The organism is Neotamlana laminarinivorans, assembly GCF_020523925.1.
Lineage (GTDB): Bacteria > Bacteroidota > Bacteroidia > Flavobacteriales > Flavobacteriaceae > Neotamlana > Neotamlana laminarinivorans.
Map to the genome: position 1 here is coordinate 80,392 of NZ_JAJAPW010000003.1, position 16,763 is coordinate 97,154.

Annotated in this window: 15 protein-coding genes and 1 riboswitch; of the genes, 14 read left to right on the top strand and 1 reads right to left on the bottom strand. The window is 34.6% G+C overall.

Annotated features, from left to right (window positions below; genetic code table 11):
• Nucleotides 1-16: 16 nt before the first annotated feature.
• The 14 genes from LG649_RS07110 (at nt 17) to LG649_RS07175 (ending at nt 15,586) form a co-directional block, all read left to right on the top strand.
• Entirely contained in the window at nt 17-2,110 is a 2,094-nt protein-coding gene (locus LG649_RS07110) for a HEPN domain-containing protein (RefSeq protein ID WP_226542755.1), read from the top strand.
• Nucleotides 2,111-2,122: 12 nt separating this feature from the next.
• Nucleotides 2,123-2,887: a uroporphyrinogen-III C-methyltransferase gene (cobA, locus tag LG649_RS07115; RefSeq protein WP_226542758.1), complete on the top strand. Its 765-nt coding sequence runs from the start codon at nt 2,123-2,125 to the stop codon at nt 2,885-2,887.
• Nucleotides 2,888-2,889: 2 nt separating this feature from the next.
• Nucleotides 2,890-3,468 (top strand): precorrin-2 dehydrogenase/sirohydrochlorin ferrochelatase family protein, encoded by a 579-nt coding sequence (locus LG649_RS07120; protein ID WP_226542760.1) that lies wholly within the window; start codon nt 2,890-2,892, stop codon nt 3,466-3,468.
• A 9-nt stretch (nt 3,469-3,477) separates the two neighbouring features.
• Nucleotides 3,478-4,533, top strand: a complete 1,056-nt coding sequence (locus tag LG649_RS07125) for an NAD(P)/FAD-dependent oxidoreductase (protein WP_226542762.1) — start codon at nt 3,478-3,480, stop codon at nt 4,531-4,533.
• 116 nt (nt 4,534-4,649) lie between these two features.
• Nucleotides 4,650-5,387 carry a serine O-acetyltransferase EpsC gene (gene epsC / locus LG649_RS07130; RefSeq protein ID WP_226542764.1) on the top strand — a complete coding sequence of 246 codons (738 nt, stop codon included), beginning with the start codon at nt 4,650-4,652 and terminating at the stop codon, nt 5,385-5,387.
• Nucleotides 5,377-6,264: a cysteine synthase CysM gene (gene cysM / locus LG649_RS07135; RefSeq protein WP_226542765.1), complete on the top strand. Its 888-nt coding sequence runs from the start codon at nt 5,377-5,379 to the stop codon at nt 6,262-6,264. Before epsC ends, cysM begins: the two co-directional genes overlap by 11 nt.
• Before the next feature lie 3 nt (nt 6,265-6,267).
• Nucleotides 6,268-7,182 carry a metallophosphoesterase gene (locus LG649_RS07140; RefSeq protein WP_226542767.1) on the top strand — a complete coding sequence of 305 codons (915 nt, stop codon included), beginning with the start codon at nt 6,268-6,270 and terminating at the stop codon, nt 7,180-7,182.
• Nucleotides 7,183-7,237: 55 nt separating this feature from the next.
• A riboswitch (SAM riboswitch) is annotated at nt 7,238-7,350 on the top strand.
• Nucleotides 7,351-7,491: 141 nt separating this feature from the next.
• Nucleotides 7,492-8,511 (top strand): homocysteine S-methyltransferase family protein, encoded by a 1,020-nt coding sequence (locus LG649_RS07145; protein ID WP_226542769.1) that lies wholly within the window; start codon nt 7,492-7,494, stop codon nt 8,509-8,511.
• A gap of 13 nt (nt 8,512-8,524) precedes the next feature.
• Nucleotides 8,525-11,197 (top strand): methionine synthase, encoded by a 2,673-nt coding sequence (gene metH, locus LG649_RS07150; protein WP_226542771.1) that lies wholly within the window; start codon nt 8,525-8,527, stop codon nt 11,195-11,197.
• Between the two features lie 9 nt (nt 11,198-11,206).
• Nucleotides 11,207-11,443 carry a hypothetical protein gene (locus LG649_RS07155; RefSeq protein ID WP_226542773.1) on the top strand — a complete coding sequence of 79 codons (237 nt, stop codon included), beginning with the start codon at nt 11,207-11,209 and terminating at the stop codon, nt 11,441-11,443.
• Nucleotides 11,444-11,969: 526 nt separating this feature from the next.
• Nucleotides 11,970-12,923, top strand: coding sequence for a methylenetetrahydrofolate reductase [NAD(P)H] (metF, locus tag LG649_RS07160; protein WP_226542775.1), 954 nt, complete (start codon nt 11,970-11,972; stop codon nt 12,921-12,923).
• A gap of 30 nt (nt 12,924-12,953) precedes the next feature.
• Entirely contained in the window at nt 12,954-14,054 is a 1,101-nt protein-coding gene (locus LG649_RS07165; RefSeq protein ID WP_226542777.1) for an acyloxyacyl hydrolase, read from the top strand.
• A gap of 24 nt (nt 14,055-14,078) precedes the next feature.
• Nucleotides 14,079-14,798 carry a 3-ketoacyl-ACP reductase gene (locus LG649_RS07170; protein WP_226542779.1) on the top strand — a complete coding sequence of 240 codons (720 nt, stop codon included), beginning with the start codon at nt 14,079-14,081 and terminating at the stop codon, nt 14,796-14,798.
• Between the two features lie 41 nt (nt 14,799-14,839).
• Complete coding sequence (locus tag LG649_RS07175) at nt 14,840-15,586, top strand: head GIN domain-containing protein (RefSeq protein ID WP_226542781.1); 747 nt, start codon at nt 14,840-14,842, stop codon at nt 15,584-15,586.
• Here the strand turns inward: LG649_RS07175 and LG649_RS07180 are convergent.
• Complete coding sequence (locus tag LG649_RS07180; protein WP_226542783.1) at nt 15,572-16,759, bottom strand: acetate/propionate family kinase; 1,188 nt, start codon at nt 16,757-16,759, stop codon at nt 15,572-15,574. The two genes, LG649_RS07175 and LG649_RS07180, sit on opposite strands and share 15 nt — an antisense overlap.
• Nucleotides 16,760-16,763 lie beyond the last annotated feature (4 nt).

Genomic DNA, 16,763 nt, shown 5'->3' on the forward strand with positions numbered 1-16,763 from the left:
AAAAAAGAATTGCAATATGTTTAGTTTCGAAACAGAAATAGAAAATCCAATTGTACAAAAAGATATTATTGAATTAGCCAATAAAATCGAATTGTTTCATAAAGGAAAAATTGATGAAGAAAAATTTAGAAGTCTTCGTTTAGCGCGTGGTGTTTACGGACAGCGTCAAGAAGGTGTGCAAATGATTCGTATTAAGGTACCTTACGGTAAATTAAAAAGTAATCAATTACGCCGAATTGCCGATGTGTCTGATGAATATTCTCGTGGAAGATTACATATTACAACACGTCAAGATATACAAATTCACTACGTAGATTTAAATAGAACGCCAGAGCTTTGGGCAGAATTAGAGAAAGATGAAGTAACTGTTCGTGAAGCTTGTGGTAACGTAGTAAGAAATGTAACAGCTAGCGAAACAGCAGGTATTGATGTGAACGAGCCGTTCGATGTATCGCCGTATGCAGATGCGTTGTATAAATTCTTTTTACGTAACCCAATTTGTCAAGAAATGGGGCGTAAATTTAAAGTGTCATTCTCATCAACCGATGCAGATACCGGATTATCATATTTACACGATATAGGATATATTGCAAAAGAAAAAGATGGTGTTCGCGGATTTAAAGTTATGGTTGCTGGCGGATTAGGTTCGCAACCAAGACATGCCGATGTGTTATATGATTTTGTTGAAACCGATAAAATCATTCCAATAATGGAAGGTGTATTAAGAGTTTTCGATCGTTATGGAGAGCGCAAAAGTCGTGCTAAAGCAAGAATGAAATTCTTAGTTAAAGATATCGGTCTAGAAGCATTTAGAGAGTTAATCGATAACGAACAAAAAGCGATCGAGTTTAAATCTGTAGCAATTGATGCCGATGCTTATGTAGCTTCTAAACCAGTTCAAGTTGAAGCGCCTCAAGTTGAAATTAAAAACGAAGAAGCTTTCAATCTATGGAAATCAACAAACTTAATTCCTCAAAAGCAAGCAGGTTATGTAGCTATTGGTATTAAAGTTTTATTAGGCGATTTTTATACAGATAAGGCACGTTTATTAGCAAATTTAGTAGATAAATATGCGGCTAGTGAAGTACGTTTATCACTACGTCAAAATATTGTAATTCCTTTTGTAAAGGAAGATTTAGTGCCATTTTTCTATCAAGAATTAGAAAAACTAGGATTTGTAGAAGCTGGTTACAACAAAGCAGTCGATATTACAGCATGTCCAGGAACAGATACATGTAACTTAGGTATTGCGAGTAGTACCGGAATTGCAGAAGAGTTAGAGCGTGTTATAAAAACTGAATATCCACAGTATTTAAAAAACGAAGATTTAGTTATAAAAATTAGTGGTTGTATGAATGCTTGTGGACAACACAATATGGCAAATATTGGTTTCCAAGGGATGACGGTTCGTACAAAAGATAAATTGGTGGCTCCAGCTTTACAAGTTTTACTTGGTGGTGGAAACCAAGGTGATGGTAACGCTACTTTTGCAGATAAAGTGGTTAAAGTACCAAGTAGAAGAGGTCCAGAAGCGTTACGCAGAATTTTAAATGACTATGAAGCTAATGCAAACGGAAAACAGTTTGTAGAATACTATAAAGAAACTGGCGATCGTTATTTTTACGATTTGTTAAATGATTTACAAGATGTTACTAATTTAACAGATTTAGATTTTATCGATTGGGGTGAAGAAGAAAAATATGTTAAAGCCATTGGTGTTGGTGAGTGTGCTGGTGTTGTTATCGATTTAATCGCTACCTTGTTTTTCGAAAGCGAAGAGAAAATTGAAAATGCAAAAGAATCTTTCGAAAATGAAGTTTACTCTGGTGCTATCTATTTAGCATACCAATCGTTAGTTAATTCCGCGAAAGCGTTATTATTAGCCGAAAACAAGAAAACAAATACGCATGCGGGAATTATTTCTCAGTTCGATGAACTTTTTATTGAAAGCGGAAGAATAGATTTAGGTGTTTCTTTTTCAGAATTAATCTATGAAATTAACAAAAATGCACCAACTAAAGATTTTGCTGTAAGTTACATCGCTAATGCGGAAAAGTTCTTAGCTGCAGTTAGAGCGTTTAGAGAAGCAGAACAAGCTCAAGAAGCTTAAAATAGATATAAAATGAATGTATTAACCCCTAAATTAACAGTTGTAGGCGCAGGTCCTGGAGACGAAGATTTAATAACCCTTAAAGCAATTAAGGCTATAGAATCGGCAAACGTTATCCTTTACGATGCACTTATAAACGAGAGTTTACTAAAATATGCTTCTCAAGATGCGGAGCTTATTTTTGTAGGTAAACGTAGAGGGTGTTATGCATATCAACAAGAGCAAATTAACGATCTTATAGTTGCTAAAGCTAAAGAAAAAGGTCATGTGGTACGATTAAAAGGTGGAGATCCATTTATATTTGGTCGTGGTGCCGAAGAAATAGATTATGTTCGTCAGTTTGGGCTCGAAACCTTTATGGTTCCAGGTATTTCATCAAGTTTAGCAGTGCCTGCTTATCAAGGTATCCCGTTAACAAAACGAGGCGCTTCAGAGAGTTTTTGGGTAATTACAGGAACTACGAAGGAACATAAAATTTCTGGTGATGTTGCTTTAGCAGCAAAATCAACGGCTACGGTTGTTATTTTAATGGGTATGGGTAAACTTGATAAAATTGTTGAAATTTTTTCAGCAGAAAATAAGCAAGATGCGCATATTGCCATTATTCAAAATGGCACTAGAGCCGATGAAAAAGTAGGTATAGGTAGAATATATAATATTGAAGCTATTGTAAAAGAGCAAGAATTGGCAAACCCAGCAATAATTATTATTGGTGATGTTGTTAAAGAGCGTGCTGTGTTAAGTTCTATTGCTTCAGAAGTTATGAACAACGGGTAATTATGGAAAGAAATAATTTATATCCGGTGTTTTTAAAAACGAAGAACCTTAAGGTGCTTATTGTAGGTGGAGGTTTTGTTGCAGAAGAGAAACTCACTTTTTTGCTCAAATCTAGTCCAGATGCAAAAGTAACTATGGTGTCTCCAATGTTTCGAGAAGGGACTTCAGCTTTAGCTGAAAAAGGAGATGTTACCTTAATTGAGGATGTTTACAGTAAAAAATATTTACAAGGGCAGCATATTGTTGTTGCAACAACCGATGTGCCAGAAGTTAATGTTGAGGTTTATAAAGATTGTAGAGCTGAAGCAAAACTGGTAAATGTAGCCGATAATCCGCCGTATTGCGATTTTTATATGGGCGGTATTGTAACTAAAGGTAACGTAAAAGTGGCAATTTCTACCAACGGAAAGTCGCCAACAACAGCAAAACGTTTACGTCAGTTTTTCGAGGAAGTTATTCCAGAGAATATCGACGATTTAGTTAAAAATTTAAACGAATACAGAAAAACTATAAAAGGCGATTTCGAACAAAAAGTCGAAACGCTAAACGAATTTACTAAAGGATTAATAGAGAAAAATTAATATTTCAAAATGATTAAAACAGATATCATAATCATAGGAGCAGGACCAACAGGTTTATTTACAGTGTTCGAAGCTGGATTATTAAAACTTAAATGTCATTTAATTGATGCATTACCACAACCAGGTGGACAATGTTCAGAATTATACCCAAAAAAACCAATTTACGATATTCCTGGTTTTCCAGAGATTTTAGCTGGAGACTTAACTAAAAACTTGCTAGAACAAGGTAAGCAATTCGAGCCTGGATTTACTTTAGGTGAGCGTGCAGAAACTATCGATAAACAAGAAGATGGTACGTTTATTGTAACTACAAATAAAGGAACACAACACCAAGCGCCAGTTGTTGCAATTGCAAGTGGTTTAGGTAGTTTCGAACCTCGTAAGCCACAATTAGAGAATCTTGCAGATTACGAAGATAAAGGTGTGGAATACATGATTAAAGAACCAGAAATGTATCGTGATAAAAACGTGGTAATTGCTGGTGGTGGAGATTCAGCGTTAGATTGGAGTATCTTTTTAGCCGATGTTGCTAAAAGTGTAACATTAGTACACCGCCGTAATGAGTTTAGAGGTCATTTAGATTCTGTTGAAAAAGTAGGAGAGCTTAAAAAATTAGGTAAAATTAATTTAATTACGCCAGCCGAAGTAACTAATATTATTGGTGATGGTAAGGTTGAAGCTATTGAAATTACTAAAAAAGACGAAGAACCAGTAACTTTAGAAACCGATCATTTTATTCCTTTATTTGGGTTGTCTCCAAAATTAGGACCAATTGCAAATTGGGGCTTAGAAATCGAGAAAAATGCCATTAAAGTTAATAACGCATTAGATTATCAAACAAACATTCCTGGTATTTTCGCTATTGGCGACGGTAACTTTTACCCAGGAAAATTAAAATTAATTCTTTGTGGTTTCCACGAGGCAACTATTATGTGTCAAGCGGCATATAAAATCATTAATCCAGGAAAGAAATTTGTATTAAAATACACGACAGTTTCTGGAGTAGATGGTTTCGATGGAACACGTAAAGAGGCGCCAAAAGCCGTTGTGCAAGCCATAGACTAAGCATTATTTAAAATATAACAAAAATTAAATCCTGCAAGGTTGCATTTACCTTGTAGGATTTAATATTTTTGAACGACTATCAATTAAAAATTAAATAAGCTGTAAATTAAACACAAATGAAAAGTTACAACGTTTGTTTAAAGGACACCGTTAAAAAATTTACTAAAAAACTATTTTATTCTTTATTCGATTGCGAACAAGAAGAAGCGAATAGCGCGTATTTAGAAAAAACGTTTATAAACATTCTTTCAAAGTTAGATATTCAAAATGCTGAAGATATCTGGAAAACCTTCAAAAGTGAATTACCAAATATTAGAAAACAGTTAGATGATGATGCTATAGCTTTTGAAACAAATGACCCAGCATCGCATTGTTTAGAGGAAATTTATTTGGCTTATCCCGGTTTTCACGCTATTTCAATTCATAGATTGAGTCATGCGCTTCATAAATTAGGTGTTTATATTTTACCTCGAATGATGAGTGAATATATTCACGGCATTACAGGTATCGATATTCATCCTGGAGCAACCATAGGCGATTCATTTTATATAGATCACGGTACAGGAATTGTAATTGGTGAAACCTCAATTATTGGTAAAAATGTAAAAATTTATCAAGGTGTTACACTTGGCGGCATTCAAGTTTCAAAAGATTTAGCGTCAATTAAACGCCATCCAACCATTCAAGATAATGTTTGCATTTATGCCAATGCCACAGTTTTAGGCGGCGATATTGTTATTGGTGAAAACAGTATTATTGGTGCTAACGTTTGGATTACCCATTCCGTTCCTAAAAACTCATTGGTAACCTATCAAACCGAAATTAAAATAAGACCCAAAAAAAATGGCATTTAAAACAATATTAGACCAAATAGGAAATACGCCTTTAGTTGAAGCAACGCATTTAGTTAAAAAAGAAGGCGTGCGCTTACTATTAAAATTAGAAGGAAATAACCCCGGCGGAAGCGTTAAAGATCGTGCAGCATTCAACATGATTTCTGAAGCTTTAAAGCGAGGCGACATAAAAAAAGGCGATACTTTAGTAGAATCTACAAGTGGTAACACCGGTATTGCTTTGGCGTTAATAGCACAATTATTAGGGTTGAATATGGTTATAATTATGCCTGAAAACTCAACCATAGAGCGCGTAAAAACCATGCGAGCTTATGGGGCCGAAGTTATTTTAACTTCTGTAGATGTTGGTATTGAAGGTTCTAGAGATTTAGCCTATAAATTAAGAGACGAAAAAGGATACACGCTGCTAAATCAGTTTGCAAATAACGATAATTGGAAAGCACATTATAAAACCACAGGACCAGAAATTTGGGAAGCCACAAAAGGTAAAATAACTCATTTTGTATCTGCTATGGGAACCACTGGAACTATAATGGGCGTTTCCAGATATTTAAAAGAACAAAACAAAAATGTAACTATTGTTGGTGCACAACCAGCCGATGGTGCTAAAATACCAGGTATTCGTAAATGGCCAGAAGCCTATTTGCCAGAATTTTTCGAGCGCGAACGTGTTGATCAAGTTGTTGAGGTTTCAGAAGAAAATGCTAAGGCAACAACACAACGTTTGGCTAAAGAAGAGGGTGTTTTTGCAGGCATGAGCAGCGGCGGTTCGGTGTATTCCGCATTGCAAATTGCTGAAAGTATAGATGAAGGCCTTATTGTTGCTATTATTTGCGATCGTGGCGACAGGTATTTATCGTCTACCTTATTCGAATAAAAAATGAAACAATTTTTACTGCTATTTGGTTTAGTAATTAGTTTTTTTGCTTGTAAAAAAAAGGTCAAGCAAGCGAAGCAACAATCTGCTTCAAATTTTAAAATTGGTATTGTTGCCGATTGCCAATATTGTTTTTGTGAACCTAACACCGATTTTGGTAGATATTATAAAAAATCAACTCAAAAATTAGCAAAAGCTGTTTCAGAACTAAATACTTATAATTTAGATTATACTGTTCATTTAGGTGATTTTATAGATAAAGATTTTGCTAGTTTCGATTCGGTTTTACCCATTTGGAATAATTTAAAATCGGAACATCATCACGTTTTAGGAAACCACGATTTTAGTGTGGCCGATTCTTTAAAAGGAAATGTAGCTAATAAAATGGGGCTTCAAAATGGCTATTATAGCATTATTAATAATAACTGGCGATTTATTGTTTTAGATGGTAATGATTTAAGCTTTTTCGGAGCATTAACTGAAGCTAAAAAGGCTGAAACCGATTCGATGTACAATCAGCTTAAATCCGAAGGTTATAAAAACATTCAAAAATGGAATGGCGGATTAAGTTTTGAGCAGTTAAAATGGGTGAAATCGGAGTTAGAACAATCCGTTAAAAATAACGAAAATGTTGGCTTTTATTGTCATTTTCCAGTAGCCGAAAAAGATACCATGCATAGTTTATGGAACTACAATCAGTTCTTTAAAACCATAGATAACTACAATAATGTAAAGTTTTATTTTAACGGTCATAATCATGCTGGTGGTTACTTTAAACGCAAAGGCGTACATTACGTTACTTATAAAGGCATGGTCGATTTCGCAGATAGTACAGCATATTCAGTAGCTACCGTTTTTAAAGACTCCATTTTAATTAAAGGTTTTGGTCGAGAAAACAGCAGAAATTTAAAGTTTTAGCATAAAAATTATAGTTAATTGTGTTACTTTTGCGCACTAGTTCATTAATATAAAAATGTTATCAAGAAAGGTAGAGGGACTAGACCCAATGAAACCTTGGCAACCTCCCGATTTTTCGGGGAAGGTGCTAAATTCTACTAATTGTAAAAGTAATTAGGCAGATAACGAAGCGTTTTTCTACTTGCTTTTCTTGAAACATCATATAAAATAAAAATTAAGTTGTGTTAAACTGAAAGGATTTCAGTTTCTCATTAAATAATTCATTTCATGCTGATTGTGTATACTTCAGAATGAAAAAATATTGAAGAAATGTCAGATATAAGAAAGGCTTTAAAAGAACGCATTTTGGTGTTAGATGGTGCCATGGGAACCATGCTACAAGCCTATAAGTTTACAGAAGAAGATTTTCGTGGCGAGCGTTTTAAAGATTACCCAACGCCGTTACAAGGAAACAACGATTTGTTGTCTATTACACAGCCCGAAGCTATAAAAACCATTCACGCAAAGTATTTCGAGGCTGGTGCCGATATTATTGAAACCAATACCTTTTCGGGAACAACCATTGCTATGGCCGATTACCAAATGGAAGATTTGGTTTACGAACTTAACTACGAATCTGCTAAAATAGCAAAAGAAGTTGCTGTAGAATTCACAAAAAAAGAACCACATAAACCACGTTTTGTAGCAGGTTCAATTGGGCCAACAAACCGTACAGCAAGTATGTCGCCAGATGTAAACGATCCGGGTTACAGAGCCGTAACGTTTAATGAATTACGAATAGCATACAAACAACAAGTTGAAGCTTTAATGGATGGTGGCGCAGATATTTTATTAGTTGAAACCGTTTTCGATACATTAAATGCAAAAGCAGCATTATTTGCAATAGAAGAAGTAAAGGACGAAAGAAATTTAGAAATTCCTGTTATGCTTAGCGGTACTATTACCGATGCTTCAGGACGAACTTTATCGGGGCAAACCGCCGAAGCGTTTTTAATTTCGGTTTCACATATTCCGTTATTATCTGTTGGATTTAATTGTGCTTTAGGAGCCAATTTGTTACAGCCACATTTAGAGGCCATTGCCAATAAAACCGAATTTGCAATTTCGGCACATCCAAATGCAGGTTTACCTAATGCTTTTGGTGAGTACGATGAATCTCCAGAAGAAATGGGCGAGCAAATTGAAGCTTACTTAAAAAAGAATTTAATAAATATTATTGGTGGTTGTTGTGGTACAAGTCCAGAACATATTCGCGTTATAGCAAATATTGCTGCGAAATATGAACCACGTGAAGCTGTCACTTTGAGCGCAGTCGAAAAGTCTCTTTAAAGCGAATAGATTAATGAAAGTGAAACAATCAAAATATATGCGTTTATCAGGATTAGAACCATTAGTCCTGAACGAAAACAGCAACTTTATAAATGTAGGTGAGCGAACTAACGTAGCAGGTTCACGTAAATTTTTACGCTTAATTAAAGAAGAAAAATTTGATGAAGCTTTAGATATTGCACGTCATCAAGTAGATGGTGGTGCGCAAATTATCGATATTAATATGGACGACGGACTTATAGACGGCAAAGAGTCTATGGTTCGTTTTTTAAATCTTATTGCCGCAGAGCCAGATATTTGTCGTGTGCCAATAATGATTGATAGTTCTAAGTGGGAAATTATCGAAGCTGGTCTTCAAGTGGTACAAGGTAAATGTGTGGTAAATTCCATTTCGTTAAAAGAAGGAGAAGAAAAATTTATTTGGGAAGCCAAACAAATAAAACGCTATGGTGCCGCAGTAATTGTTATGGCTTTTGACGAAGTTGGGCAAGCCGATAATTATGAAAGACGCATTGAAATAGCCGAACGATCTTACGATGTTTTGGTAAACAAAGTAGGTTTTCCATCAGAAGATATCATTTTCGATTTAAATATTTTTCCAGTTGCAACAGGAATGGAAGAACATCGAAAAAATGCTATCGATTTTATTGAAGCAACCCGATGGGTGCGTCAAAATCTTGAAAATGTTAGTGTAAGTGGTGGTGTAAGTAACGTGTCGTTCTCGTTTAGAGGTAATAACGGTGTGCGCGAAGCTATGCATTCCGTATTTTTATATTATGCTATTCAAGCAGGTATGAATATGGGTATTGTAAACCCAACTATGTTGGAAGTTTACGACGATATTCCTAAAGATTTATTAGAGCATGTTGAAGATGTTATTTTAGATAGAAGAGACGATGCTACCGAACGTTTGCTAGAATTTGCCGAAACTGTAAAAGGCTCAAAAGCCGAAAAAACAGTTGATTTATCTTGGCGTGAAAACCCGTTACAAGACAGAATTACGCACGCTTTAGTAAAAGGGTTAGATGCTTTTATTATTGAAGACATTGAACAAGCGCGACAAGAATCCGAAAAACCAATTGATGTTATTGAAGGCCATTTAATGATTGGTATGAATGTAGTTGGCGATTTGTTTGGCGAAGGAAAAATGTTCTTGCCACAGGTAGTAAAATCGGCACGTGTAATGAAAAAAGCTGTGGCTTACCTAAATCCATTTATTGAAGCCGAAAAAACTGAAGACTCAGAGCCTGTTGGTAAAATTTTAATGGCAACGGTAAAAGGCGATGTTCACGATATTGGTAAAAATATTGTAAGTGTGGTGCTGGCCTGTAATAACTACGAAATTGTAGATTTAGGGGTTATGGTGCCTCCCGAAAAAATTATTGAAACCGCTATAAAAGAGCGCGTTGATGCTATTGGTTTGTCCGGTTTAATCACACCATCGTTAGATGAAATGGTTTATTTAGCAAAAGAAATGCAGCGCGAAAATTTCGACATTCCGTTATTAATTGGTGGAGCAACAACATCTAAAGCGCATACGGCTGTAAAAATAGATACGCAGTATAAAAACGCGGTAGTTCATGTAAATGATGCTTCTAGAGCGGTAACAGTAGTGGGCGACTTGTTAAACAAACAAACAGCACACGAATACGTGTCTAAACTTAAAAAAGATTACGACGAATTTAGAACCAAGTTTTTAAAACGAGGTAAAGAGAAATCGTATATAACTATAAACGAAGCTAGAGCGCGTAAATATAACATCGATTGGGAAACTTCCGAAATTGTAAAGCCTAAAGCTATGGGTGTGCAAATGTTTAAGCAATTAAGCTTAAAAGAATTGTTGCCGTTTATAGATTGGAGTCCGTTTTTTAGAAGTTGGGATTTGCACGGTAAATATCCAAATATTTTAAAAGATAATGTTGTTGGCGAGCAAGCAACAGTGCTTTTTAATGAAGCGCAAGAAATGGTGCAAGACATTATAGCTAAACAACTATTAAAACCTAAAGCGGTTTTTGGTTTGTTTGAAGCTAATACCATAAACGATGATGATATTTCTGTTAAAAAGAAGGGTGAAGAAATTGCCGTTTTTAGGACATTAAGACAGCAATTAAAAAAACGTGACGGTATTCCAAACCATGCTTTAGCTGATTTTATTGCACCAGAAAGTTCAGGAAAAACCGATTATATTGGCGCATTCTGTGTCGCTATTTTCGGGGCTCAAGAATTAGCAGAAAGTTATAAGGCTAAAGATGATGATTACAGTGCCATTATGGCTCAAGCTATTGCCGATCGTTTTGCTGAAGCTTTTGCCGAATATTTGCATAAGGAAGTAAGAACGAAACATTGGGGTTATGCCGAAAATGAAGATTTAACCAACGACGATTTAATTAAAGAAAGCTATAAAGGCATTCGTCCGGCGCCAGGTTATCCAGCGTGTCCAGATCATTTAGAAAAAGAAACCATTTGGGAATTGCTGGAGGTTGAAAAAATTATTGGCGTAACGCTAACAGAAAGTTTAGCTATGTGGCCAGCTGCTGCGGTTTCGGGGTATTATTTTGCTAACCCAGAAGCAAAGTATTTTGGTTTAGGTAAAATAACCGACGATCAAGTTAAAGATTATGCCGAACGAAAAGGTATAGCGTTAGAGAAAGCTAGAAAATGGTTACATCCCAATTTAGCAGATTAGAAAATAAAGATGAAATTTATAGAGTTAACTTTAGGAAGCCATATGGTATGCCATGGTTTTGATGAAAACAATAAAGAAATATTAGAACGTGTTGATTTAGATGGTTTTTCAAAAAAGTTGGTTGCTGTTTCTAGAATAAAATCGGTGAGTGAAAAATATGTTTTAATCGATTGTTTAGATGGTCGATGGGTGTATTGGGAATATGAAGATGGTTACGAAACAGTAAAAAATCTATTGAACAGTTAACTTAACAATTTGTTGCTTTTTCGGTAACAAATTGAAGCTATATAAATAAGAATTTTGCAGCAAAAAAACGATGAAAATGAATAGACTTAAATTTTCTACAGAGGTTAAATTTTTTATTCAACTTTTAATGTTAACTGTTGCTGCGTTAACGGTTTCTTATTTTGTGTAACAACACGTTGGATGTGTCATCCTGAACTCGTTTCAGGATCTTTTTAAAGTTAAGGAGATATATTGTTATTCAGTCCCAATGTTTGTTGGGATTGTAACAAGATTTCGTTTTTAGACCTGTAAGGTTTCTATAACCTGACAGGTCTGAAAAAAAAGCTTTATACCAAGGTTAGCCAAAAGTCATGATTTTTTGAAATTGTACCTTTGGCAAACCCGCGTTAGCCATTGTAGTGGCATCCTTTTTTGAGGAACGAGAAAAAGATATAACGGAAAGCGCGACCCGATAGGGTAACGCCAAAAAAATAAATAATAATTATTGAAGAGATTTCCGCCTTTGCGGAAATTATAAAAGCGAGTTATGAAGGTAACAGAACATATTAAAAAGGCCAACGGAAAAACCTTGTTTTCGTTTGAGATTGTAACACCGGTAAAGGGAAAAAATATTCAGGATTTGTATAACAATATCGATCCTCTAATGGAGTTTAATCCGCCATTTATTGATGTAACCACCTCGCGTGAAGAGTATGTTTATGTTGAAAAAAACGGACTTTTAGACCGCAAAACAGTTAGAAAACGCCCAGGAACTCTTGGTATTTCGGTAAGTTTAAAGCATAAATATAACGTTGATCCGGTGCCGCATATTTTGTGCGGTGGTTTTACCAAAGAAGAAACCGAGTATATGTTGGTAGATTGCCATTATCTGGAAATTGATAATGTAGTGGCGCTTCGTGGTGATGCTATGAAACACCAAAAATATTTCGAGCCAACTAAAGGTGGACATACCTATGCTTGCGAATTGGTGCAACAAATTACGGACCTTAATAATGGTAAGTTTTTGCATGAAGAAAATTTAACCCAGTTTAAAACCGATTTTTGTATTGGGGTTGCCGGTTACCCAGAAAAACACATGGAAGCACCATCGTTGCAAACCGATTTAAAGCGTTTAAAAGCTAAGGTTGATGCTGGAGCAGATTATGTGGTAACTCAAATGTTTTTTGATAACCAAAAGTATTTCGATTTTGTTGAAATGGCTAAATCGGCAGGTATTAATATTCCTATAATTCCGGGTATAAAACCGCTTGCTGTTAATAGGCATTTACAATTATTGCCTCATGTGTTTAGTATAGATTTACCAGAAGAATTAATTAATGCTGTTGATGCTTGTAAGGATAATAAAGCGGTTAGACAAGTTGGTATTGAGTGGGCAATTAAACAATCGAAAGAGTTAAAAGCTGCTGGAGTACCTGTTTTACACTATTATTCTATGGGAAAAAGCGATAATGTGCAAGCTATTGCCGAAGCTTTATTTTAAATAATTACTTTTACGGTACAAAACCTATTAATGAAGTTTTTATTATCTGCCCTGTTGTGTTTTTGTTTTATTTCTGTTTTAGCACAGAATAAAACACATTCGTCTTATGTTGATGTTAATTATTTTAAAGGAAATATAGCCTTGCATAATAATGATATTTTGCATTTAATTCAAGGACATCCAGAAGGTTATTTAATTAGCTGGAATAAAAAAACCTATGGTTTTGAAGCATGGGAACAACGCTATAATTATCCAGATTATGGGGTTACTTATTCTTATCAAAGCATGAAAAACCCTGATGTTTTAGGTACGTTAGCTTCGTTGTATGCGCATTACAATTTTTATTTTTTTAATAGGCATTTGATGTTTAGAGTAGGTCAAGGTTTGGCTTACGCCGATAAGGCTTACGATAAGGGAACTAATTATAAAAATACAGCTTATGGCAGTCATATATTAAGCAGTACATTTGCTATGCTAAATTATAAAAAAGAACGTATTTTTAATAGGTTTGGTATACAGGCGGGTTTAACATTACTTCATTATTCTAACGCCAATGTAAAGGCACCAAATGCAAGTACAAATACTATAGCTTTAAATTTAGGTGTCACTTATAATTTAGATAATGTTGAGCCAGAATATCAATATACATTAGAAGAAACCGATAAAAAATATACTGAACCCATAAAATATAACATTGCATTTAGGTTTGGTATAAATGAAAGCGACGTGGTTGGCATGGGGCAATTTCCGTTTTATATATTTTCTGGTTATGCAGATAAACGAATTAATAGAAAAAGTGCCATTCAATTAGGAACCGATGTGTTTTTTTCGAAGTTTCTAGAAGAATTAATTTACTACCAAAGTGTGTCTTTTCCAGAGGCAAATGTGTCCGGAGATGAAGATTATAAACGTGTGGGTGTTTTTGCAGGTCATGAGTTGTTTATAAATAAAATGTCGTTATTAACCCAATTGGGGTACTATGTGTATTATCCATACGATTTTGAAGGGCGCATGTACATGCGAATAGGTTTAAAACGATATTTTGGTAATAAAGTTTTTGGAGCTGTAACGTTAAAATCGCACGGCGCTAAAGCTGAAGCGGTGGAGTTTGGTGTAGGAATTAGGTTGTAACAATCAATTAAAAACATATAAATCATGTCACATTTAAAAGGAAAAAAGGCCATTATAACAGGCGGCGGAAGAGGTTTAGGGAAAGCGACGGCTATTGCTTTTGCTAAAGAAGGTATTGATGTTGCTATTACCGGAAGAAATGAAACTGTTTTAAAAGAAACAGTAACAGAAATAGAAAACTTAGGCGTGAAGGCAATATATTCAGTTTTTGATGTTGGAAACTACGACGAAGTAAAACAAAGTATTGAAAGTATTGTTAGTGATTTAGGTTCTGTAGATATTTTAGTTAATAATGCAGGAATTGCTGCATTTGGATCGGTTCTAGATATGGAAGTTGCAGATTGGACTAACATTATACAAACCAATCTTTTGGGCATGTATTATGTAACTAAAGAAGTATTGCCGCATTTAGTAAATAAAAATGATGGTGAAATTATAAATGTATCGTCTACAGCTGGTTTAAATGGTAATGCTACAACATCGGCATATTCGGCATCAAAGTTTGCCGTTATAGGTTTCTCGGAATCTTTAATGAAAGAGGTAAGAAAAAATAATATACGTGTTTGTACTTTAACACCAAGTACTATTGCTTCAGATATGTCTATAGATTTAGGAATTGCAACAAAGGATTCTGAAGATAGCGTTTTGCAACCAGATGATTTTGCAGAATTGATTGTAGCTGGTTTAAAATTACCTAAGCGTGCTATGTTAAAAAGTGCTTCGTTATGGTCTACTAATCCATAAAAATACAAATTAAGGTCTTCTGTAATATATAGAAATAACTAATGAAAAAATTAAGCTACATAATTTATGTGTTGTTCTTTGTTGCTTGTAATAGCGAAAATGCTAACGATTGTTTTCAGAAGTCTGGAGATATTATTCAACATGAATTTTTTGTAGATGAGTTTACGAAAATTTGGGTAAATCGAGATATTGAATTAGTTCTAACGGAAGGAGAAACGCAAAGCGTACAAGTTGAAACTGGAAAAAATTTATTAAATGATGTTACTGCAGTTGTTACGGAGGGAGAATTAGTTTTAACCGATAACAATACCTGCAATTATGTGCGAGATTATGGTGTAACTAAATTTTATATTACAGCTCCCAATATTACTCAAATTAGAAGTTCTACCCAATACCCAATAAGTTCCAATGGCGTATTAACATACCCAAGTTTATCTATTTATTCTGAAGATTATAGCGAACCCGATACGTTTTTAAGTGGTGATTTTAATTTAGAAATTAATAACAATAGCTTTAGTCTGGTTTTTAACGGTATTTCTAATTGCTATATTTCTGGTCAAACCAATACTATGAGTGTTACTTTTGCTTCAGGAACTTCACGATTTGAAGGCCGGTATTTTGAAGCTCAAAATATAAATATTTGGAATAGAAGCTCAAACGATATGATTGTAAACCCGATACAATCCCTAACAGGAAAAATATCGGGTACAGGAAATGTAATAACAGTAAATACACCTAATGTTGTTGATGTTGAACAACAATATACAGGGCGATTAATTTACGAATAGGCTAACAGATTGTTTAGCTATTTCTAATTCTTCATTAGTAGGTACAACTAAAACTTGAACCTTGGAATCGTCTGTATTTATAGCTCTTGTAGTATCAGACCTTAAATCATTTTTAGCAACATCTAACTTAATGCCTAAAAAGTCTAAATCTTCACAAACCATTTTTCTTATAGCTTTAGAGTTTTCACCAATTCCAGCGGTAAACACAATAGCATCTAAGCCATTTAAAATCGCAGCATAACTACCAATGTATTTTTTTATACGATAGGTGTTCATTTGTAAAGCTAATTGGCAGTCTTTATTGCCTTCCGAAGCTTTCAGTTCAATATCTCTTAAATCGCTGTAGCCAGTTAAACCTAACATGCCGCTTTCTTTATTTAAAAGCTTATTAATGTCTTTTACAGAATAGCCTAAATTATCTTTTAAATGAAAAATTACTGAAGGGTCTATAGATCCAGATCGCGTTCCCATAATTAAACCATCTAAAGGAGAAAAGCCCATAGAATGATCAATGCTTTTGCCATCTTTTACAGCTGTCATACTACAACCATTTCCTAAGTGAATAGTTATAATTTTAGATTCTGATTTGTTAAGAAATTTATTGGCTTGCTCTGAAACATACTTATGACTTGTGCCATGAAACCCATACATACGAATGTGATGCTTAGTTAAAAGTTTGTTTGGAATGGCATACTTGTAAGCTTTTTCAGGCACAGATTGTAAAAATGCAGTATCAAAAACAGCAACTTGTTTTGCTGTAGGAAAAATAGTTTCAGCAACCATAATACCTTCTAAATTAGCAGGGTTGTGCAAAGGAGCTAAAGATGAAAGCGATTTTATTTTTTCCTTTACATCTTGGTCAATTTCAACAGTATCGTTAAAGTGCATACCGCCATGAACAACTCTATGGCCAACAATTTTAATGTCTTCTGCGGTTTTTAAAACACCTTCTTTTTTATCTAATAAATGTTTAGCAACTAGTTTTAAAGCGGCTTTGTGTGTTAATATTTTTGTTTCGGTTTCAACGTTTTTATGTTCAGATTTAAATTTAAACTTAGCATCTGTAAAGCCAATACGTTCAACAACACCAGCACAAATAATAGTTTCTTCTGGCATGGCAAAAAGTTGAAATTTTAAAGATGAGCTTCCGGAGTTTAGTACAAGTACTTGCATATGG